This is a genomic window from Hydrogenophaga sp. ANAO-22 (genome assembly GCF_042466645.1).
Taxonomy (GTDB): domain Bacteria; phylum Pseudomonadota; class Gammaproteobacteria; order Burkholderiales; family Burkholderiaceae_C; genus Hydrogenophaga.
Genome location: NZ_CP159956.1, coordinates 791,400 through 810,979 on the forward strand (window position 1 = coordinate 791,400; position 19,580 = coordinate 810,979).

A 19,580-nucleotide genomic window follows, 5' to 3' on the forward strand; every position below is an offset into this window, starting at 1 on the left:
AGCCTCCCTCATGTCCACCCACCTTGAATCCGCCCCCGCCGCCACCGCGCTCGCCTCTCAGCCGCCCGAGCTGAACGTGGATGGCGCGGTCGCCACCATCCGCCTGCGCCGGCCCGCCACGCACAACCGCATCGAACCCGATGACGTGGGCGTGATTTCCCGCTACCTGAGCGAGCTCAACGGCATGCCCGCGGTGCGCGTCATCGTGTTCCAGAGCGAGGGCAAGAGCTTCAGCTCGGGCTTCGATCTGACGCGGCTGGGCACGGCCGCCAGCGCCAATGGAAAGGCCGGCGAGAACCCGTTCGAACAACTCTGCGACGACATCGAAAATGCGCGGGCGGTCACCATCGCCCGGCTGCATGCGCCGGTCTATGGCGGGTCCACGGACCTCGCCCTGTCGTGCGACTTCCGCCTCGGCGCGCAAGGCATCCGCATGTTCATGCCGGCGGCCCGCCTCGGACTGCACTACTACGGCCGGGGCATCCGCCGCTGGGTCACCCGGCTGGGGCTGGGCGGCGCGAAGAAGCTGTTCCTCACCTCGCGAACGATCGACGCCGCCGAGATGCTGCGGATCGGCTACCTCGACACCTTGGTGGCCCCCGAAGAACTGGACGCCGAGCTGCAGCGCTGGATCGGCGATCTGCTGGCCATGGCCCCCATTCCGCTGGTGTCCATGAAGAAGGTGCTCAACGAGACCGGCCGGCAGGAGTACGACGAGGCGACCGCCACCCAGGCCTTTCTGCACAGCCTGGGCACGAGCGATCTCCGGGAGGCCCTGTCGGCCTTCGCTGAAAACCGCCCACCCGTGTTCAAGGGCGCCTGACCGACATGACCCCCAAAGCCCAAGGCCCCCTGAAGGGCATGCGCGTTCTCGAACTGTCCCAGATCATGGCCGGCCCGGTGTGCGGGCTCATGCTGGCGGACATGGGCGCCGACGTCATCAAGATCGAGAAATTCCCCGCCGGGGACGATTCCCGAGGCTATGCACGGCCGGGCGACCCCGGCCTGGCGCCCAGCTTCCTGATGCTCAATCGGGGCAAGCGCTCCGTCGCCGTGGACATCCGCCTGCCACAGGGCCAGGAGGTGATCCGCCGCCTGGTCGCGCGGTGCGACGTCATGACCGAGAACTTCCGCCGCGGCAAGCTCGACGCGCTGGGCCTGGGCTACGACGACCTGCGGCGCATCCAGCCCGAGCTGATCTACTGCTCCATCAGCGGCTACGGCCCCCATGGACCGCTGAGCGACCAAGGCGGCTTCGACCTGGTGCTGCAGGCCTTTTCAGGCCTGATCAGCGCCACGGGCACGCCCGACGGGCAGATCGTCAAGCCCGCCAACTCGGTGGCCGACATCAACGCCGGCATTCTCGCGGCCGTCGGCATTCTCGCGGCCTACATCGAGCGGCTGAAGACCGGCCAGGGTTGCAAGGTGGAAACCTCGCTGCTGCAGGCGTCCATGCAGCAGATGTACTGGTTCGCGGCGGCCTACTTCAACGACGGCACCATCGCCAAGCCCATGGGGACGGCCCATCCCCTGATCGCGCCCTACCAGACCTTTCGCTGCCGCACCGGGGCCATCGCCCTGGGTGGCGGAAACCAGGCCAACTGGGAGCGCATCGCCCAGATCCTCGGGCACCCCGAATGGCTGCAGGAACCCCGGTTCAAGAATGCCCGCAGCCGGGTGGCGCACCGCGCGGAACTGGAAGCGCTGATCACACAAGCCCTGTCCAGCGACGACGCGCCGGCCTGGGTGCAGCGCTTCGACCTGGCCGGCGTGCCGGTGGGCCCGGTCAACGACGTGGGGCAGGCGCTGGAACATCCGCAGGTGCGCGCCACCTCCATGGTGGTGGACGTCGACCATGCCGACGGCGGAAAAACGCCTTCGCTGGGCTTGCCGCTCCATTTCAACGGCGCGTCTCCGCACGCCACCTCCGCCGCCCCCTACGTGGGGCAGCACACGGTGTCGGTCTTGCGCGAGCTGGACTTCGAGCCCGGTGAAATCGATGCGCTGATGACCTCGGGCGCGGTCTTTCAGCACTGAGCACGGCCCCGGGCCTGGTAGCGCGCCAGCACCGCCGCCGCCTGCTGCGCCAGGCGCTCGCGCAGCGCGGGCGGTGAGAGCACCTCGATCTCGTCGCCGAAGGCGAGCAGCTGCCGCGCGCCCTGCTCCACCGATTCGACGCGGATCGTCACCTCGTCGCCCACCGGGTCGCTGAACGGCACGCGCGCGTTCGCCAGCCACTTCAGGCAGCGCGGCGTCGCGCGCGCCCGCACCTCCACCGAACGCAGCTCCGATTCGAAGCGCGCGGCCGACGCCTGCCAGGTGCGCGCGAGGTCGAAGGTCTTGGGCCGGCGAAAGGCCGCGCCCGGCTTGAGTTCCAGCAGGCTCGCCAGCCGGTAGGTGCGCACGCCATCGCCGTTCGGGGGCGCCGCGTCCACCGCGCGCGCCACCAGGTACCACGCGCCCGCCTTGAGCACCAAGCCCAGCGGCTCCAGCGTCCGCCAGGCCTTGCCGCGCCAGCTCTCGTAACGCACCTCGATGCTGCGCGCGCGCCAGACGGCGTCGGCCACCTCGCGCAGGAAGTTCGGCGCGTCCTGCGCGCGGTACCAGTCCACCGGGTCGATGTGCAGGCGCTGGCCCACGCGGTCAGCCTGCTCGCGCCACTCGCCCGGCAGGCTGGCCACCATCTTCAGCCGCGCCGAGGCGGCGGCCGCGCCCAGGCCCAGTTCGGTGGCCGGCCCGGGCAGGCCGGCGAGCAGCAGCGCCTGGGCTTCGGGCTCGGTCATGCCGGTGAGCCGGGTGCTCCAGCCCTCGCGCAGCTGAAAGCCGCCCTGGCGCCCGCGCTCGCCCCACAGCGGCACACCGGCGGCCGAGAGCTGGTCGATGTCGCGCAGCACGGTGCGCTCGGACACTTCCAGGGCCTGCGCCAGCGCGCCGGCCGTCAGGCGGCCCCGCGCCTGCAGCAGCATGAGGATGGAGAGCAGTCGGCTGGCTTGCATGCGAGAGATTTAAACATGACATACCGTGTCAGGTTATGGGGTGGATCATCACCACATCGTCTTTCAAGGAGCCTTTGCCATGACCGAATCCCCCTCGTCGAGCTGCGCCGCTACACCCTGCACCCGGGCCGGCGCGACACCCTCATCGAATTGTTCGACCGCGAGTTCGTCGAGACCCAGGAGGCCCAGGGCCTGCGCGTGATCGGCCAGTTCCGCGACCTGGACGACGCCAACCGCTTCGTCTGGCTGCGCGGCTTCGCCGACATGGCGCGCCGCGCCCAGGGCCTGGCCGCGTTCTACGGCGGCCCGGTGTGGCAGGCGCACCGCGACGCGGCGAACGCCACCATGGTCGATTCGGACGACGTGTTCCTGCTGCGCCCGGCCTGGCCCGGCGCGGGCATCGACGGCGAAGCCCCCCGACGCGCCAAGCCCGGCACCACCGACACACCGCCCGGCCTGCTGGACGCGGCCGTGTTCCCGCTGCGCGCGCCCGCCGGCAGCGACCTGCTGGCGCTGTGCCGCGAGGTGCTCTCGCCGGTGCTGCGCCAGGGCGGCGCGCGGCGCATCGGCTGGTACGTGACGGAGGCCAGCCCCAACAACTTCCCGCGCCTGCCGGTGCGCGAGGGCGAGCCGGTGCTGGTGGGCCTCGCGCTGTTTCACAGCCCCGCGGCCTTCGACGCCTTCGCGCGCGGCGGCGCCTGGGCGCGCGACGCGCAGCCCACGCTCGCCCCCTGGCTGGCCGGCCCCACCGAGAGCCACCGCCTCACCCCCACCGCCCGTTCCGCTTTGCACGCCTGAAGGAGCCACCCCATGAACACCAGCGACCACGACTTCGACTTCCTGCACGGCCACTGGCGCGTGGAACACCACCGCCTGCGCGAGCGCCTGAGCGGCTGCACCGACTGGGAGCGCTTCGACGGCACCTGCACCGCCTGGCCCGTGCTCGGCGGCCAGGGCAATGTGGACGACAACCTGCTGCACCTGCCCGGCGGCAGCTACCGCGCGGCCACGCTGCGCAGCCACAACCCGCACACCGGCCGCTGGTCCATCTGGTGGCTGGACGGCCGCCAGCCCCACCAGCTGGACGTGCCGGTGGTGGGCCACTTCGACCGCGGCGTGGGCACCTTCTTCGCCGAAGACGTGCTGGACGGCCGCCCGATCCGCGTGCGCTTTCGCTGGACCGACACGCAGACCGCCTCGCCGCTGTGGGAGCAGGCGTTCTCGGCCGACGCCGGCCGCAGCTGGGAGGCCAACTGGACGATGCGCTTTCACCGAGCCCCGGCCTGAAGCCAGGGTGCGGTGGCGAACAGACGCGCCCGCGGGTGGCTCCGATATTGGGTCACCCCACCCACACCACCGCACCATGACCCAGATCCGAAAAGGACAGGCGCCCGCTCCCCTGGAGCGCGCGGCATTCAGCGAGCGCTTTCGCGCCTTCTTCTTCGACCCCGCCTTCCGCGCCGAGGACGCGAGCATCGAGCGGCTGGAGGCCATCGCCTGGGATGCCTACCAGGAAGGCCGCAAGGCGCCCGTGACGCAGAAGGCCGGGCCGGGCTACGCCGACCCGGACCACGACCTGTCGTCCGAGTGGGTGGCGACCAAGGCGCGCCTGGACGCCGCGCAGGCGAGTTGGTCCTTGCCCAGCACGCCGTCGCGGGTGCTGCTGGTCTGCGGCTCGGCGCGCAACGACGGCACCTGCCCCGGTGAGATCTCCAAAAGCTACCGGCTCACCCGGATCGCGCGCGAAGCGCTCGAACGGCAGCACATGCAGGTCGACGTGCTGGACCTGAGCCTGCTCACCTCCGAATACGCGCTGCACATCCACCCCTGCAAGGGCTGCGTGTCCACCGCCATGCCGCTGTGCCACTGGCCCTGCAGCTGCTACCCCAACCACGCGCTGAACCAGACGCACGACTGGATGGCCGAGATCTACGAACGCTGGGTGGCGGCGCACGCCGTGCTGCTGGTCACACCGGTCTACTGGTACCAGAGCCCGAGCCCGCTCAAGCTCATGATCGACCGCCTGGTGTGCGCCGACGGCGGCAACCCCGACCCGACCTCCACCGGCGGCAAGAAGCCCGAGAAGGCCAAGGCGCTGGAAATGGCGGGCTGGGACTACCCGCAGCACCTGGCGGGCCGGGCCTACGGCGTGGTGGTGCACGGCGACGTGGCCGGCATCGAGGGCGCGCGCCGCTCGCTGTGCGACTGGCTGGACTGGATGGGCCTGATCGACGCCGGCCCGCAGGCGCGGCTGGACCGCTTCATCGGCTACTACGAACCCTACGCCACCAGCCACGACACGCTGGACGACGACCTGGCCGTGCAGGACGAAACCCGCAACGCGGCCCTGGCGGTGAGCAAGGCGGTGGTGGAGTTGCGCAGCGGGCGGTTGCAGGCGGTGCAGCCCCACCTGTCCCGCCCTCGGCGCAAGTAGCCACCGGGTATTCTTGCCGGGCCACCGGCGGGCCCCGCGCCCGGGTGCCGAACCACCCGAACTCCGCGGCTTCGCCCGCATCCAACGCCCACATGAACAAATTCCTCGTCTGCTCGGCCCTGCTCCTGTGGTGCTTGGGCGCTTCGGCGCAGGCGCTCTGGCGCGGCGTGCCCGCCGGCGCCACGCCGGCGGAGGTGGTGGCGCTGATTCCCGAGGCGGCGGCCCCGGGCACGCTGCGCCCGGCCACCGAAGACGGCCGCGTGCTGCTGGAAATTCCCGCCCATGACGTGGTGGGCGCCGACTTCCAGGTGGCGTTCGGGTTCGAGCAGGACCGGCTGCAGAGCGTCGTGCTGCGCGCCCAGGCCGGCTCACCCGAAGCGGCGCGCGCCCTTGCCCAGCGGCTGACGGTGTCGCTGCGGTCGAGGTACGGGCTGGAGATCAGCACCAAGAGCCGCCAGGACCCCCTGACCGTGGGCATCGACCGCAAGTGGTCGTACCGCCGCACCAGCGTGCACCTGCAGGTGGTCGAGGACACGGTGGTGCGCCTGCGCTACCGCGCCGAGCTGCCCCGCTCATCCAGCCCGCAGCTCTGAGCCGGGTCGCGCAAGCCCCCGGGCCGCGCGCGTCTCAATTTGAGAATGATTGGCGCCGGCCAGGGGATTTCAGGGTTAACCCGCAAATCACCGCCCGGGCCGCGTGCTCAACTTGTTGGTGCCCCATCACCACAACAAGGAGACAAGCATGCAGGTTCAACTCAGGGTCAACGGCAAGGCCGTGACCATCGACGCGCCGCCCCACACGCTCTTGGTCCAGGCGATCCGCGAACACCTCCGGCTCACCGGCACCCACGTGGGTTGCGACACCGCCCAGTGCGGCGCCTGCACGGTCTTGCTCGACGGGCGCGCGGTCAAGTCCTGCAACATGCTGCTGCCCCAGGCCGCCGGCTGCGAGGTGACCACCATCGAAGGCCTGGCGGCGGCCGACGGCACCATGCACCCGATGCAGGCGGCGTTCAAGGAATGCCACGGCCTGCAGTGCGGCTTCTGCACCCCGGGGATGGTGATGAGCTCGGTGAGCCTGTGCAAGTCGAACCCCGGCGCCACCGGCACCGAGATCCGCGAGCTGCTCGAAGGCAACCTGTGCCGCTGCACCGGTTACCAGAACATCGTCAAGGCCGTGCGGCAAGGTGCTGCCGCCATGAAGTGACACACCCCCGCCGCGCTTCGCGCGACCCCCTCAAGGGGGCGGCGCCAGCGGCCTGGCAAAGCCAGTTCCGCGGCGCCCCTCGATCGAAACCTCACTGGAGCCATTGACATGGGTGCTTCCGACTTCTCCCAACTCCCCCACATCGGTGAATCGCTCAAGCGCAAGGAGGACTACCGCTTCCTCACCGGCGCCGGCCAGTACACCGACGACATCGTGCTGCCCAACATGCACCACGCGGTGTTCGTGCGCTCGCCGCACGCGCACGCCAACATCCGCAAGATCGACAAGTCCGCCGCGCTCAAGGCGCCGGGCGTGATCGGCATCCTCGACGGCAACGACGTCGCGGGCGACAAGATCGCCGGCCTGCCCTGCGGCTGGCTCATCACCGACACCGCCGGCCAGCCCATGAAGGAGCCGCCCCACCCCATCCTGGCCTTCGGCAAGGTGCGCTACGTGGGCGATCACGTGGCCATGGTGGTGGCCGACACGCTGGAGAACGCGAAGAACGCCGCCGAGCTGGTGGAGGTGGACTACGAGCCGCTGGCCGCCGTGGTGGACGTGCGCGACGCCATGAAGTCCGGCGCGCCCGCGCTGCACGAGGCCGCCGCCGACAACCACTGCTACAAGTGGGCCATCGGCGACAAGGGCCAGGTGGACGCCGCGTTCAACGGCGCCGCGCACGTGACCAAGATCGACCTGGTCAACAACCGCCTCGCGCCCAACCCGATGGAGCCGCGCGCGGCCATCGCCAGCTACAACCGCGCGGGCGACGACTACACGCTCTACGTGGCCAACCAGAACCCGCACGTGGAGCGCCTGCTCATGACGGCCTTCGTGCTCGGCCTGCCCGAGCACAAGGTGCGCGTGATCGCGCCCGACGTGGGCGGCGGCTTCGGCGCCAAGATCTTCCTGTACGCCGAAGACGTGTGCCTGACCTGGGCCTCGAAGAAGCTCAACTGCGCGATCAAGTGGACCTGCGACCGCTCGGAAGCCTTCCTGAGCGACGCGCACGGCCGCGACCACGTGACGCACGCCGAGATGGCGCTGGACAAGGACGGCCACTTCCTCGCCTTCCGCGTGCACACCGACGCCAACCTCGGCGCCTACCTCTCCACCTTCTCCACCGCCGTGCCCACCATCCTGTACGCCACGCTGCTCGCGGGCCAGTACAAGACGCCGCAGGTCTACGTGGAGGTGGACGCCTGGTTCACCAACACCTCGCCGGTGGACGCCTACCGCGGCGCCGGCCGACCCGAGGCGACCTACCTGCTCGAGCGCATCGTGAGCCGCTGCGCGTGGGAGACCGGCCTGTCGCAGGACGAGATCCGCCGCCGCAACTTCATCACCGAGTTCCCCTACCAGACCCCGGTGGCGCTGCAGTACGACACCGGCGACTTCCCCGCCTGCATGGCCCAGGCCAACGAACTGGCCGAGATGGCCAGCTTCGAACAGCGCAAGGCCGCCTCCAAGGCCAAGGGCCTGCTGCGCGGCGTGGGCTACAGCAGCTACATCGAGGCCTGCGGCCTGGCGCCGTCGAACGTGGCGGGCGCGCTCGGCGCGCGCGCCGGCCTGTTCGAATGCGGCGAGGTGCGCGTGCACCCCACCGGCAGCGTGACGGTGTTCACCGGCTCGCACAGCCACGGCCAGGGCCACGAGACCACCTTCGCGCAGGTCGTGGCCTCGCGCCTGGGGCTGGACCCCTCGCAGGTGGACATCGTGCACGGCGACACCGGCCGCGTGCCCTTCGGCATGGGCACCTACGGCTCGCGCTCCATCTCGGTGGGCGGCGCGGCCATCATGCGGGCGCTGGACAAGATCGAGGCCAAGGCCAAGAAGATCGCGGCCCACCTCATGGAGACCGGCGACGCCGACGTGGACTTCGCCAACGGCGAGTTCACCGTGAAGGGCACCGACAAGAAGGTCACCTTCGGCCAGGTCGCGCTCACCGCGTACGTGCCGCACAACTACCCGCTGGACAAGCTGGAGCCGGGCCTGAACGAGACCGCCTTCTACGACCCGACCAACTTCACCTTCCCGGCCGGCACGCACATCTGCGAGGTGGAGATCGACCCGAACACCGGCGTGGTGCGCATCGACCGCTTCACCGCCGTGGACGACTTCGGCACCATCATCAACCCCATGATCGTGGAAGGCCAGGTGCACGGCGGCCTGGTGCAAGGCATCGGCCAGGCGCTGCTGGAGCACTGCGTGTACGACCGCGAGACCGGCCAGCTGGTCACCGGTTCGTTCATGGACTACGCCATGCCGCGCGCCGACGACGTGCCGGACTTCCGGCTCGGCCACGTGACCACGCCCTGCACCACCAACCCGCTGGGCACCAAGGGCTGCGGCGAGGCCGGTGCCATCGGCTCGCCGCCGGCGGTGATCAACGCCGTGCTGGACGCGCTCGCGCCGCTGGGCGTGAAGGACCTGGACATGCCCGCGAGCCCCAGCCGCGTGTGGACGGCCATCCAATCGGCCAAGGCCTGAACCGGAGGAGACACACCATGTACGCATTCACACTCGAACAACCCAAGACCCTGGCCGATGCCAAGCGCTTCAGCGGCGCGGGCGCGCAACCCCTGGCCGGTGGTCAGACCCTGATCGCTTCCATGAAACAGCGCCTGCTGCGCCCCGAGCAACTGGTGGACCTGGGCGGCGTGGCCGAGCTGCGCGGCGTCAAGGTCGAAGGCCAGACCCTGGTCATCGGCGCCATGACCTGCCACCAGGACGTGGCCGACAACGCCGACGTGCGCAAGCACATCCCCGGGCTGGCCGCGCTGGCCGAAGGCATCGGCGACCGCCAGGTGCGCGCGCGCGGCACCCTGGGCGGCTCGGTGGCCAACAACGACCCGGCCGCCTGCTACCCCAGCGCCGTGATGGGCCTGGGCGCCACGGTGGTGACGGACCGGCGCCAGATCGCGGCCGACGACTTCTTCCAGGGCCTGTACACCACGGCGCTGGAGCCGGGCGAGATCATCACCGCGATCCGTTTCCCCATCCCCAGCAAGGCGGCGTACGCCAAGTTCCGCCAGCCGGCCTCGCGCTTCGCGCTGGTGGGCGTGTTCGTGGCGCTCACGCCCTCGGGCCCGCGCGTGGCGATCACCGGTACCGGCAACGGCGTGTTCCGCCACGCCGGGCTGGAGGCTGCGCTGGCCAAGAGCTTCACGCCCGACGCGGTGAAGGACGTGAAGATCGACGCCAGCGACATCAGCGGCGACCTGCACGCCAGCGCGGCCTACCGGGCGCACCTGGTGACGGTGCAGACGCAGGTGGCGGTGCGTCACGCCAACGGATGAGCCGGGTGCCCGACGACACCGACAGCATCGACGGCCTCACCCATGCCCTGCAGGGCGTGGGCTACCACGCTCCCCGGCGGCTGGCCACCGCCGTGTTTCTCGCGATGCGCCTGCAGCGCCCGCTGTTGCTCGAAGGCGAGCCGGGTGTGGGCAAGACCGAGCTGGCCAAGGCGCTGGCGAAGGTGCTGGGCCGGCCCTTGTTGCGCCTGCAGTGTTACGACGGCATGGAGCAGCGCGAGGCGCTCTACGAGTGGAACCACACGGCGCAGCTGCTGCACATGCGCGCGGCGCAGGCCACGTCCACGCCCGACGAGATCGAGCGCGAGGTGTACCAGGCGCGTTACCTGATCCGCCGACCGTTGTTGCAGGCCTTGCAGACGCCGGAGCCGGGCGCGGTGTTGTTGATCGACGAGGTGGACCGGGCCGACGAGCCGTTCGAGGCTTTTCTGCTGGAGTACCTGGGCGAGTACCAGGTGAGCATTCCCGAGCTGGGCACCATCCGCGCGGTGGCGGCGCCGCTGACCATCCTGACGAGCAACCGCACGCGCGATCTGAACGACGCGGTGAAGCGGCGTTGTCTGTACCAGTGGCTGGATTACCCGGAGCGGGAGCGCGAGCTGGCCATCGTGAAAAGCCAGGTGCCGCAGGCGAGTGCGGCATTGACCGAGCAGGTGACGCGTTTTGTGTCCCGTCTGCGCAACCAGCCGTTCGCCAATGCCTTTCAGCGCAGTCCCGGGATCGCGGAGAGTGTGGAGTGGGCGAAGGCTCTGGTGGCTTTGGATACGCTGACTTTGGACCCTGAGGTGATTCAGGACACGGCGGGCATTCTCTTCAAGCAGCGGGAGGATGTGGCGGCCTTGTTGCCGATGCTGGATCAGTTGTTGGCGCCTGAGCCTGTGTGATGTTGTGTTGAAGACCTTGCTTTCGTGGGTTGCCTCAAGGCCGCTGGGGCGTGGGCCCGTTCTCCGGCGCTGCTCGCGGGCGTCTGCCCGAGCACTCGAGAGACCATGGCGTCAACACCGTGGTCTGCACACCCGCTCTGTGGCGACCGCGAATGGGCGCCTGCGCCCGGACCCCCACCCCATCGACCCCAGCCGCACCCAGGCACGCCACACAGAAGAAGACCCTTTGCACGCCTGCATGTCACTCTCGACGGATGGTGGGGTTCGCGGGCGCAGGCGCCGATTCGCGGTTGCCACAGAGGTTGAATGCGGAGGTGGTGTTGACGAAGGGACGGTGGCGGACCCGGGCAGTCGCCCGCGAGCAGCGCCGGAGAACGCGGACCACGCCAGCCGTCAGCGCGAGGTGCAAGGCATAAAAAAACAAGGACAGCCGTGATCCTGGGCGACGCGAGAAGCGGGAAACTCCCCGACCACATCACCGCCTTCGGCAGGGCCCTGCGCCGAGCCGGTGTGCCGGTCGACAGCAGCCGCGCCGTGCTCGCCATCACCGCCGCACAAGCCGTGGGCGTCGAACGCAGAGACGACCTGCGCGCCGCCCTCCAAGCCGTGATGGTCAGCCGCCAACAAGACATCGGCGTCTTCAACGAAATGTTCGACGCCTTCTTCCGCAACCCCGAACTCGCCCAACAACTCCTCGCCCAGATGCTTCCCAAAGCCGCCAAAGCCCACCCGGTCCGGCGCAAAGCCCGCGTGCAGGAAGCCCTCAGCGTCGCCGGCCTCAAAGCCCGCACCCCCAACCAAGGCGAAACCGAACTCAAATTCGACGCCGCCATGACCGCCAGCGACCAACAGCGCCTGCGCCATGCCGACTTCGCCGGCCTCTCCGCCAGCGAATTCCGCCTCGTCGAACAACTCGTGCGCGACATCCCCCTGCCCCTGCCACCCGTGCGCTCGCGCCGCGAACGCGCCGGCACCCGCGGCCACCGCCCCAACTGGCCACGCGCCCTGCAACAGGCCCGCCGACACGACGGCGAACTGCTGCAACTGCCCCTCATGAACCGCCGGCCCCAGCCCCTGCCGCTGCTCATCCTGGTCGACATCTCCGGCTCCATGGAACGCTACGCGCGCCTGCTGCTCGCCTTCCTGCACCAGGCCACGCGCGGCACCCCGCGCGCCGCCTTCGCCTTCGGCACCGAACTCACCGACCTGCGCGCCGCCTTCCGCCACCGCGACACCGACCAGATGCTGGAGATGGCCAACGCCGCCATCGACGACTTCGCCGGCGGCACCCGCCTGGGCGCCTCGCTCGCCAGCCTGCGCACCCAATACCCCCGCTGCCTCGTGGGCCGGCGCACCGTCGTGCTGCTCATCACCGACGGCCTGGACACCGGCGCGCCCGAACTGCTCGACCAGGAACTCACCTGGCTGGGCCGCCACAGCCGCCGCCTGCTCTGGCTCAACCCCCTGCTGCGCTACGACGGCTACGCCCCCCTGGCCACCGGCGCCAGCGTGCTGCACCGCCACGCCCACGGCATGCTGGCCGTGCACAACCTCAGCCGCCTCGAAGACCTCGCCCGGTCCATGGCCGCGCTGATGCAGCGCTACTGATGTCATCTGTTTCATTCATCATCCCGACCAGACAGGAGAAACCAACGTGGACATGCAAGGAAGCCGGCCGCTCGCCGTGACCCAGCAACAGGCCTGGGAGGCCCTCAACGACCCCGAGATGCTCAAGGCCTGCATCCCGGGCTGCGAAAAATTCGAGCTCACCGAACCCAACATCTACGCCGTGACCACCGCCATCAAGATCGGCCCGGTGGCCGCGCGCTTCAGCGGGCGCGTGACGCTCTCGGACATCGTCCCGCCCAGCTCGTACAAGATCGGCTTCGACGCCCAGGGCGGCGTGGCCGGTTTCGGCAAGGGCGAGGCCGCCGTGCAGCTCGCGCCCGCCGCCACCGGCTGCGAACTCAGCTACACCGTGCACTCCACCGTGGGTGGCAAAATCGCACAGCTCGGCCAGCGCCTGATCGACGGCGCGGCCAAGTCGCTGGCGGAAGACTTCTTCCGCCGCTTCGATGAGGCCTTGCAGGCCCGCTACCCGAGCGCCGCTGCTGCCCCCGCATCGGCGGGCACCGCGCTCCAACCCATGCCCAAGGCCGGCGGCGGCATGCCGACCTGGGCCTGGGCCGCCATCGCCGTCGTCGTGGCGGCGGTGATCTACCTGGCCACGAAGGGATAACTTTGGAAAATCTGGATGTCACCGTCCTGCGCTCGCTGCAGGCCTGGCGCGCCGAAGGCCGGCGCGCCCTGCTGGCCACCGTCGTGCGCACCTGGGGTTCGTCGCCGCGCCCGGTGGGCTCGGTCATGGCGCTGTGCGAAACCGGCGCCGTGGTCGGCTCGGTCTCGGGCGGCTGCATCGAGGACGACCTGATCTACCGCTACAGCCGTGCCCATGGCGCGGTGCAGGGCAGCACGGCCCCGCCAGGCATCACGCACGAGATCCCCACCGGGCCGCCCGAGCGCGTGAAGTACGGCGTGAGCGCCGACGAGGCCCACCGCTTCGGTCTGCCCTGCGGCGGCACGCTGGAGCTGGTGCTCGAATTCAACCCCGACGCCGGCTCCCTGGCCGAGCTGGTGGGCACGCTCACCGCCGGCCACCTGGTCGAGCGCCGCACCGAGCTGGCCACCGGCCGCGTGGAACTGCGCGCGGCCGCCACACCCGCGGCGCTGGCCGACGAGAACGGCTGGCTGAGCAACACCTTCGGCCCCGAGTACCGCATGCTGCTGATCGGCGCCGGCCAGCTCACCGAGTACCTCGCCACCATGGCGCTGTTCAACGGCTTCGCGGTCACCGTGTGCGACCCGCGCGAGGAATACCGCAGCGCCTGGGCCGTGCCCGGCGTGACCGTCGTCACCGAGATGCCCGACGACGTGGTGCGCGAGTTCCGCGTGGACCGGCGCAGCTGCGTGATCGCCCTCACGCACGACCCCAAGCTGGACGACCTGGCGCTGCTCGAAGCGCTGGAGACCGAGGCCTTCTACGTGGGCGCGATCGGCTCGCGCCGCAACAACGAGGCGCGCCACGCCCGCATGATCGAGCACTTCGACCAGACCGAAGAAAGCCTGGCCCGCCTGCGCGGGCCGATCGGTATCTACATCGGCAGCAAGACGCCGGCCGAGATCGCGGTGAGCGTGATGGCCGAGGTGCTGGCCGTGAAGAACGGCGTGCCGCTGCCGCGCGACATGGAAGTGGCGAACGCCAAGAACACGCTCTCGGCCGCCGAAGCCTCCGCCCCCACCTGCTTCGTTTCACCGTGAAGACCGGCTTCGTCATCCTCGCCGCCGGCGCGGGCCGCCGCATGGGCGGTGTGGCCAAGTGCCTGCTGGAGCTGGAAGGCCGCACCCTGCTGGAGCGGCTGCTCACCCACCTGCAGCCGCTGCGCGGCCCGGCCCGGCACGACCTGGTGCTGGTGCTGGGCCACCACGCGCACGACATCCAGGCCCACGTGGCCCGGCTGCCCGACGAGCTGGCGCCGCTGTGCGTCATCAACCCCCGGCCCGAAGACGACACCGCCTCGTCGCTGCGCGCCGGCCTGCGCGCGCTGGCGCACGACGTGAAACAGGTCGTGGTGCTGCTGGCCGACCAGCCGCTGATCGACCGCGCCGACGTGCAGCTGGCGCTGGACGCCTTCACCGCGCGCGGCCCCGGCATCCACGTGCAGGTGCCCATGGTGCACGGCCAGCCCGGCCACCCGGTGATCTTCGACACCCGCGTGCGCAGCGCGCTGACCGAGCCCCTGCAACCCAGCCTGCGCCAGTGGCGCGCGGCCCACCCCGAGGCGGTGCGCCTGTGGGCGGTGGACAACCCGCACTACACGCGCGACCTCGACACGCCGGCCGACCTGGAAGCGCTGGTGCGAGAAAACCGCTGGACCTGGCGCTGGCCGGGTTAACCCGATCCGGGCGGGGGGTGCACGGGCGGCCAAACGCTGCTCTAATGGCAAAGACCTGTCCGCAGCCCGGCCTCGGCCCAGCCAACCCCCTGCCGATCGTGACCCTACAGCCCCAGCCTTCGATGCCCCAGCTGCAGCGCCTGGCCCTGATCGAGCAGGCGCGCAAGGCGGTGCTCGAATCGCGCGCCCCGCTCAGCCCGCCCCTGCTGGCGCCCTGGGTCGAACGCTCCTGGCGGCGCTGCCTGGACCTCGGGCTCGAACCGCGCCAGCACATCACTTTCGACACCGTCACCAGCGGTGCTGCGCAGCGCGCCATCGAAGCCAACCAGCCGCTGCTGCGCGCGGCCGCACCGGTGATCCAGTCGCTCTCGCGCGCCATGGCGCACACGCGCTACTTCGCCATCCTCACCGACGCGCGCGGCCTGGTGATCGACGTCAACGGCCCGGTGGACCGCCACGACCCGCACGCCGCCAACATCGCGCGCATCGGCGTGGATCTGTCCGAACGCGCCGTGGGCACCACCGCCATCGGCACCACCCTGGCCGACCTGCAGCCGGTCTGGCTGCACCGGGGCGAACACTTCTTCGACGACACCAGCGTCTACAGCTGCGCCGGTGCGCCCATCTGGGGGCCCAACGGCCAGTGCGTGGGCATGCTGGACCTCACCGGCGTGAACGTGATCGAACAGCCCGCGCTCAAGCACCTCGTCACGCAATCGGCGCGCAGCATCGAGAATGCCCTCACCCTGAGCCAGCCGCACCGCCTGCTGCTGTGCCTGAGCTGGCCCGGCCGCATGCCGGGCGACGCCAGCGACGGCCTCGTCTGCGTGGACGCCGACGGGCAGATCACGGCGATCAACCGCCCGGCGGCCGACATGCTGGGCATGGCCGCCGGCATGGCGCCCGGCCACTGCAGCGAACTCTTCGCCGTGCCGGTGGAAACCCTGTTCGACGCCGCCCGCCACCAGCGCGGCCCACTGGAAGTGCCGCTGTGGTCGGGCCTGCGCCTGAGCGTGCTGGCCCAGCTCAACCCCGGTGGCGAACGCGGCGCCAGCCACGGCCTGCCGCTCAAGGACGTGGAGACCGCCATGATCCGCAAGGCGGTGGACGATGCGCGCGGCAACGTGAAGGAAGCGGCCCGAGCGCTGGGCATCAGCCGCGCCACCGTGTATCGCAAGCTCGGCCGCAAGGGCTGAGGCCCCTATAAGTGGAAATCGCCCGCAGCTTCCGGCTGGTAAAGCACTTTCCCGATCCGGATATGGCAGGTGCGGTCCGGAATCCGCCAGTCGAAGGTATCGCCCTCCTTGTAGCCCAGGATGGCCGTCCCGATGCTGGAACACACCGACAGCTTTCCGTCACTGCCGTCCGCGTCCTGCGGATAGACCAGGGCCACTTCCACTTCCTCATCGTCCAGCTGCAGCAAGGCCCTGGAGTTCATCGTGACAACATCCCGCGCCACCCGCCGCGGATCGACGACGATGGCCCGCTCGATCTCGTGCTCCAGTTCAAAAACAGCCGGTGGCGGCTCGCACTCGACCAGGCTCCTGAGCCGGGCTTTGTCGATCTCGGTGATGTAGATATCGGCACGGTGACCTGCAGGGTTTTCGCGCAAGCGCCGGAGATAGCTCTCCGAAGTCATGGCAAGGGACTTCAGGGCCGGCGTCTGGCTTTCGAGCAGGAAGCCGCAGTTCTGGAAGGCCTTCAACGAACGCGCGTTGTCGGCGTGAATCTTGGCGATGAGCTTCTCGGCCCGCATGTCGAAGAAGGCCAGCTTCATGGCTTCGCCGATCGCGCTGGCGCCGAGCTTGCGGCCCCAGTTGTCGCGGTTGCCGATGACCAGGACCATCTCGCAGTCCCGGCCCGTCTTGACAAGGCGGACGAACCCCACCGGAACGTCATGCCGGTCGTAGGCCATGAAGAACCGGCCGCCCTGGTTGAACAGATGGGTCAGGATCGGCAACTGGACCCGGCCAATGACCTGCTCGATGAACCGGGAGACATGTCGCGAATCGCTCAGGTGGCGGGTGACGCACTCGTCCTCCAACCAGTCCATCAGAGTCAGCGCGTTGGCCCGAGTGATCTCAGGGCACAGGGAAATGAAAGGCTTGTTCATCTTCACCACATTTGGTTGCAAGGATGAAAGCCCTTCATGGCCTCAGCCATGACGGTTCTTTCAAGGGATCGCCCAATTGTAGTAGGGCGGTCGTGAAAGAGGCTTGAAACGGTCCTCACACCCGCCGCTCAATGTGGCTTCTCAGCGCTACGTGAGATTCAACCCACCATCAGAAAGCAGAATTTCGCCCGTCAAATAGTGGGATTCAATGAGCATGGACACCGCTTGTGCAATGTCTTCAGGGCTCGCCGCCCGCCGCATCGGCGCGCGCTCTCGCCACAACTGCTGAGCCTGCGTCCAGTCAGCGGTCAACGGCGTATCCACAAGCCCAGGGGCGACGGCATTCACACGGATGTCGGGAGCCAGCGAGACGGCCAGCAAGCGCGTGACGTGGTTCAGCGCCGCTTTCGTCGCGGCATAGGGGATCGAAGCCCCTTTCGGGCGAACACCGGCATGCGAACTCACATTGATCACGCAAGCCGGCATGCCAGCGGCCGCAGCAGACGCCCGCAGGGCGGCCTGCGCTTCTGCAACGATGCGAAACGGCGCGATGACATTGACCTCATGCAACTCGCGCCATACATCCGGCGTGGCAGCCGCCAGGTCGGCATGCGGCACGACGCGGCTGATGCCCGCGTTGTTCACCACGACGTCCAAGCGCCCCCATTGCGCGACCGCTTCCTGCACCAGCCGTACCCGGTCTGCATCGTCAGCGAGGTCGGCTTGCACATAAGCCGCCAGACCCAGCTCACGCGCCATGGCCATGCCGGCATCCACCGAGCTGCGTGAATGCAGAACGACGGCATGGCCATCCCTGGACAGGCGGCGCGCGATCGCGGCTCCAATACCTGAAGTAGACCCTGTCACAAGAGCAACACGCGGTGGCTGGCGCATAGAGATGTCGAGCGGAATGGAAAGACAGGTACTTTACCGACCCCGCTGCCCCTCAGCGCCCGGGCACCCACACCATGGCGATGCTCAACCAGACCCCGAAGCTGAAGTAAGGCGTGAGCCAGAGCGCATCCGCTTTCCAGGCCGTCCAGCTGCCGCTGCACACCCGGCGCTGCCAGGCATCGCGCGCGCCCTGCTCCACGCACAGGTAGGTTTGCCCGCTCGCTCGCCCGAGGCGGTACCGGCGCCAGTACATCGGCGCATCCACGCTCAACACGTACACAACGAAAGCCACGCAACCAAGAATCCCGAAGATCGCCAGCGCGTGAACCCAGCCTGTGCTGTAGAGGGCGGTGACGCCCAGCAGGACCGCCATCCAGGAAAAGCCGGCCGCCCAGAGCAGGGACTCGACGGCCTGGGTGATGTGGTTGAGCGTGAGCACGCTGTGCCAGCAGAAGCCTTGTGCCACCACCATGAAGACCGGGACCACCCAGGCGGCGCTTTGCACCCACGGCAGGCCCGCGTGCACGCCCAGCTGATGGATCAGCAGCCCGAGCTGGATCGCGAAACAGATCTCGGCCACCGTGGCCGCCGCGCGGCCCAGGAATATGTTGGACAGGCGCGTGTCCACCACCACCAGCCGTTCGAGGTCCACCCGTGGGAACACCGAGCGGTAGGCGCACACCAGCACGTAGACGCCGGACAGCGTGAGCTGCAGCCCCCCGTGAAAACCGGCCACAGGCGCGAAGTGCCACACGGCCAGCCACAGGCCGACGTTCACCGCCGCCAGCGCGCACATCGCCCGCCACCACCGAAGCACCTGGGCATCGGCACCGGCAATGCCCGGCACCCTGCTGCTGAGGATCAACGACATGCCGCGCTCACCTCCATCTTTCACAAACTCACATCGTAGGCAATCCATCGCGCCGGCGCTGTAGGACAAAAGCGATCGTTGAGGGGTTCGGCCATCTCCTTCGCCGACATGGGGCGTTCTCCTACCCGCTCCAACGCGCCTCACTCGCATGCTGGGGCATGGATATTCCCTCCCCCAAGTTCCATGCGTGGAAAAAGGCCGAGGCCGAGCTGGCCGACATCGAGCGAACGTTCCGGGCCCTGTCCGTCGATCTCTCTCCATCCGACCGCGAAAGGGTCACCCAGCAGCTCGCCGCATTGAAAGCGGCGCGGCTGAGGGTGCGCCTGCTGTTCGAAGAGGTGATGAAGGAAAGCGCCATCGTGCTGGAGCAACTCGCCGCCAGCGAAGCGCCGCCGCCTCCTCCACCGCCGAGCCACGACCCGCGTCGGCCTGACGCGGAAGACTGGTTGTCCTAGCCTTCGCGGCGGTTCAGGGCAAGGCCTGCGCGTCCAGCTCGGCCATCTCCTGCGCCGTGAACACCCGGGATCGAGTGTGGAAGGCCTTGCCTTGCGGGCCTTCGAGCGAGAAGGTGCCGCCGTGGCCGTCGATCACGTCGATGATGAGTTGCGTGTGCCGCCAGTACTCATACTGCGCCTTGCCGATGTAGAACGGGCAGCCACCGATGTCGCCCAGGTACACGTCACCCGCGCCGGTGGTGATCTCGCCCAGCAGGTAGCAGTTGGCCGCGCTGTTGTCGCAGCAGCCGCCGCTCTGGTGGAACATGAGGCCGGGGCCATGCTGCGCCTTGAGCCGTTCGATCAATTCCACGGCGGCCGGTGTGGCGATGACTCTTTCAACCATGAGAGATCTCCTGAGGTCTTTCCGGAGCGAAGTGCCCCAGCCAGAACGCGGCGGATCCGGCTTGGCCGGTCC

The 19,580-nt window shown here is 69.3% G+C and carries 21 protein-coding genes; 16 read left to right on the forward strand and 5 right to left on the reverse strand.

The features are described from left to right. The first annotated feature begins 10 nt into the window (after nucleotides 1–10). Both ABSY19_RS03645 and ABSY19_RS03650 read left to right on the forward strand, forming a co-directional pair. Complete coding sequence (locus ABSY19_RS03645) at nucleotides 11–823, forward strand: enoyl-CoA hydratase/isomerase family protein (RefSeq protein WP_382159143.1); 813 nt, start codon at nucleotides 11–13, stop codon at nucleotides 821–823. A 5-nt stretch (nucleotides 824–828) separates the two neighbouring features. Beyond that, a complete protein-coding gene (locus ABSY19_RS03650; RefSeq protein WP_382159145.1) occupies nucleotides 829–2,037 on the forward strand; it encodes a CaiB/BaiF CoA transferase family protein in 1,209 nt (402 codons plus the stop codon). On the opposite strand, the gene ABSY19_RS03655 is transcribed toward ABSY19_RS03650, so the two are convergent. After that, on the reverse strand, nucleotides 2,028–2,996 hold the full coding sequence (locus ABSY19_RS03655; protein WP_382159146.1) for a helix-turn-helix transcriptional regulator: 969 nt from the start codon (nucleotides 2,994–2,996) through the stop codon (nucleotides 2,028–2,030). The two genes, ABSY19_RS03650 and ABSY19_RS03655, sit on opposite strands and share 10 nt — an antisense overlap. Before the next feature lie 15 nt (nucleotides 2,997–3,011). Here ABSY19_RS03655 and ABSY19_RS03660 point away from each other — a divergent pair, with 15 nt between their 5' ends. From ABSY19_RS03660 to ABSY19_RS03720, 13 genes are all read left to right on the forward strand, one after another. Continuing rightward, nucleotides 3,012–3,794, forward strand: coding sequence for an NIPSNAP family protein (locus ABSY19_RS03660; protein ID WP_382159149.1), 783 nt, complete (start codon nucleotides 3,012–3,014; stop codon nucleotides 3,792–3,794). A 12-nt stretch (nucleotides 3,795–3,806) separates the two neighbouring features. Continuing rightward, complete coding sequence (locus ABSY19_RS03665; RefSeq protein ID WP_382159151.1) at nucleotides 3,807–4,283, forward strand: DUF1579 domain-containing protein; 477 nt, start codon at nucleotides 3,807–3,809, stop codon at nucleotides 4,281–4,283. 76 nt (nucleotides 4,284–4,359) lie between these two features. Continuing rightward, nucleotides 4,360–5,430: a flavodoxin family protein gene (locus tag ABSY19_RS03670; protein ID WP_382159153.1), complete on the forward strand. Its 1,071-nt coding sequence runs from the start codon at nucleotides 4,360–4,362 to the stop codon at nucleotides 5,428–5,430. A gap of 92 nt (nucleotides 5,431–5,522) precedes the next feature. Beyond that, on the forward strand, nucleotides 5,523–6,023 hold the full coding sequence (locus tag ABSY19_RS03675) for a hypothetical protein (protein ID WP_382159155.1): 501 nt from the start codon (nucleotides 5,523–5,525) through the stop codon (nucleotides 6,021–6,023). A 148-nt stretch (nucleotides 6,024–6,171) separates the two neighbouring features. Then, on the forward strand, nucleotides 6,172–6,636 hold the full coding sequence (locus tag ABSY19_RS03680) for a (2Fe-2S)-binding protein (protein ID WP_382159157.1): 465 nt from the start codon (nucleotides 6,172–6,174) through the stop codon (nucleotides 6,634–6,636). 108 nt (nucleotides 6,637–6,744) lie between these two features. After that, entirely contained in the window at nucleotides 6,745–9,126 is a 2,382-nt protein-coding gene (locus ABSY19_RS03685) for a xanthine dehydrogenase family protein molybdopterin-binding subunit (RefSeq protein WP_382159159.1), read from the forward strand. 17 nt (nucleotides 9,127–9,143) lie between these two features. Beyond that, the gene (locus ABSY19_RS03690; RefSeq protein WP_382159161.1) at nucleotides 9,144–9,935 is read left to right on the forward strand and encodes an FAD binding domain-containing protein; all 792 of its coding nucleotides are present in this window, start codon (nucleotides 9,144–9,146) and stop codon (nucleotides 9,933–9,935) included. Continuing rightward, nucleotides 9,932–10,837: an AAA family ATPase gene (locus ABSY19_RS03695; protein WP_382159163.1), complete on the forward strand. Its 906-nt coding sequence runs from the start codon at nucleotides 9,932–9,934 to the stop codon at nucleotides 10,835–10,837. The genes ABSY19_RS03690 and ABSY19_RS03695 overlap by 4 nt, the downstream gene beginning before the upstream one ends. A 432-nt stretch (nucleotides 10,838–11,269) precedes the next feature. Further along, entirely contained in the window at nucleotides 11,270–12,445 is a 1,176-nt protein-coding gene (locus ABSY19_RS03700; protein ID WP_382159165.1) for a VWA domain-containing protein, read from the forward strand. A 46-nt stretch (nucleotides 12,446–12,491) separates the two neighbouring features. Next, the gene (locus tag ABSY19_RS03705; RefSeq protein ID WP_382159167.1) at nucleotides 12,492–13,076 is read left to right on the forward strand and encodes a CoxG family protein; all 585 of its coding nucleotides are present in this window, start codon (nucleotides 12,492–12,494) and stop codon (nucleotides 13,074–13,076) included. Nucleotides 13,077–13,078: 2 nt separating this feature from the next. Then, entirely contained in the window at nucleotides 13,079–14,155 is a 1,077-nt protein-coding gene (locus ABSY19_RS03710; RefSeq protein ID WP_382159169.1) for an XdhC family protein, read from the forward strand. Continuing rightward, nucleotides 14,152–14,790, forward strand: a complete 639-nt coding sequence (locus ABSY19_RS03715) for an NTP transferase domain-containing protein (protein ID WP_382159171.1) — start codon at nucleotides 14,152–14,154, stop codon at nucleotides 14,788–14,790. Before ABSY19_RS03710 ends, ABSY19_RS03715 begins: the two co-directional genes overlap by 4 nt. 122 nt (nucleotides 14,791–14,912) lie before the next feature. After that, nucleotides 14,913–15,986, forward strand: a complete 1,074-nt coding sequence (locus ABSY19_RS03720) for a sigma-54-dependent Fis family transcriptional regulator (RefSeq protein ID WP_382159173.1) — start codon at nucleotides 14,913–14,915, stop codon at nucleotides 15,984–15,986. A gap of 5 nt (nucleotides 15,987–15,991) precedes the next feature. Here the strand turns inward: ABSY19_RS03720 and ABSY19_RS03725 are convergent, their stop codons facing one another. From ABSY19_RS03725 to ABSY19_RS03735, 3 genes are all read right to left on the reverse strand, one after another. Then, entirely contained in the window at nucleotides 15,992–16,903 is a 912-nt protein-coding gene (locus ABSY19_RS03725; RefSeq protein ID WP_382159175.1) for a GNAT family N-acetyltransferase, read from the reverse strand. Between the two features lie 147 nt (nucleotides 16,904–17,050). Next, nucleotides 17,051–17,797: an SDR family NAD(P)-dependent oxidoreductase gene (locus tag ABSY19_RS03730; RefSeq protein ID WP_382159177.1), complete on the reverse strand. Its 747-nt coding sequence runs from the start codon at nucleotides 17,795–17,797 to the stop codon at nucleotides 17,051–17,053. A 52-nt stretch (nucleotides 17,798–17,849) separates the two neighbouring features. Beyond that, nucleotides 17,850–18,668: a hypothetical protein gene (locus tag ABSY19_RS03735; RefSeq protein WP_382159179.1), complete on the reverse strand. Its 819-nt coding sequence runs from the start codon at nucleotides 18,666–18,668 to the stop codon at nucleotides 17,850–17,852. Nucleotides 18,669–18,826: 158 nt separating this feature from the next. On the opposite strand from ABSY19_RS03735, the gene ABSY19_RS03740 reads away from it, so the two are divergent. After that, the gene (locus ABSY19_RS03740; RefSeq protein ID WP_382159181.1) at nucleotides 18,827–19,123 is read left to right on the forward strand and encodes a hypothetical protein; all 297 of its coding nucleotides are present in this window, start codon (nucleotides 18,827–18,829) and stop codon (nucleotides 19,121–19,123) included. Nucleotides 19,124–19,136: 13 nt separating this feature from the next. Here ABSY19_RS03740 and ABSY19_RS03745 read toward each other — a convergent pair whose 3' ends face one another. Continuing rightward, the gene (locus ABSY19_RS03745; RefSeq protein ID WP_382159183.1) at nucleotides 19,137–19,508 is read right to left on the reverse strand and encodes a DUF779 domain-containing protein; all 372 of its coding nucleotides are present in this window, start codon (nucleotides 19,506–19,508) and stop codon (nucleotides 19,137–19,139) included. Nucleotides 19,509–19,580 lie beyond the last annotated feature (72 nt).

Bases quoted from the DNA above. Each gene is read 5' to 3' on its own strand.
- ABSY19_RS03680 (WP_382159157.1), top strand. From the start codon at position 6,172: ATGCAGGTTCAACTCAGGGTCAACGGCAAGGCCGTGACCATCGACGCG.
- ABSY19_RS03695 (WP_382159163.1), top strand. From the start codon at position 9,932: ATGAGCCGGGTGCCCGACGACACCGACAGCATCGACGGCCTCACCCAT.
- ABSY19_RS03725 (WP_382159175.1), bottom strand. From the start codon at position 16,903: ATGAACAAGCCTTTCATTTCCCTGTGCCCTGAGATCACTCGGGCCAAC.
- ABSY19_RS03660 (WP_382159149.1), top strand. From the start codon at position 3,012: ATGACATACCGTGTCAGGTTATGGGGTGGATCATCACCACATCGTCTT.
- ABSY19_RS03665 (WP_382159151.1), top strand. From the start codon at position 3,807: ATGAACACCAGCGACCACGACTTCGACTTCCTGCACGGCCACTGGCGC.
- ABSY19_RS03675 (WP_382159155.1), top strand. From the start codon at position 5,523: ATGAACAAATTCCTCGTCTGCTCGGCCCTGCTCCTGTGGTGCTTGGGC.
- ABSY19_RS03745 (WP_382159183.1), bottom strand. From the start codon at position 19,508: ATGGTTGAAAGAGTCATCGCCACACCGGCCGCCGTGGAATTGATCGAA.
- ABSY19_RS03730 (WP_382159177.1), bottom strand. From the start codon at position 17,797: ATGCGCCAGCCACCGCGTGTTGCTCTTGTGACAGGGTCTACTTCAGGT.
- ABSY19_RS03690 (WP_382159161.1), top strand. From the start codon at position 9,144: ATGTACGCATTCACACTCGAACAACCCAAGACCCTGGCCGATGCCAAG.
- ABSY19_RS03670 (WP_382159153.1), top strand. From the start codon at position 4,360: ATGACCCAGATCCGAAAAGGACAGGCGCCCGCTCCCCTGGAGCGCGCG.
- ABSY19_RS03650 (WP_382159145.1), top strand. From the start codon at position 829: ATGACCCCCAAAGCCCAAGGCCCCCTGAAGGGCATGCGCGTTCTCGAA.
- ABSY19_RS03735 (WP_382159179.1), bottom strand. From the start codon at position 18,668: ATGTCGTTGATCCTCAGCAGCAGGGTGCCGGGCATTGCCGGTGCCGAT.
- ABSY19_RS03655 (WP_382159146.1), bottom strand. From the start codon at position 2,996: ATGCAAGCCAGCCGACTGCTCTCCATCCTCATGCTGCTGCAGGCGCGG.
- ABSY19_RS03685 (WP_382159159.1), top strand. From the start codon at position 6,745: ATGGGTGCTTCCGACTTCTCCCAACTCCCCCACATCGGTGAATCGCTC.
- ABSY19_RS03720 (WP_382159173.1), top strand. From the start codon at position 14,913: ATGCCCCAGCTGCAGCGCCTGGCCCTGATCGAGCAGGCGCGCAAGGCG.
- ABSY19_RS03740 (WP_382159181.1), top strand. From the start codon at position 18,827: ATGGATATTCCCTCCCCCAAGTTCCATGCGTGGAAAAAGGCCGAGGCC.
- ABSY19_RS03645 (WP_382159143.1), top strand. From the start codon at position 11: ATGTCCACCCACCTTGAATCCGCCCCCGCCGCCACCGCGCTCGCCTCT.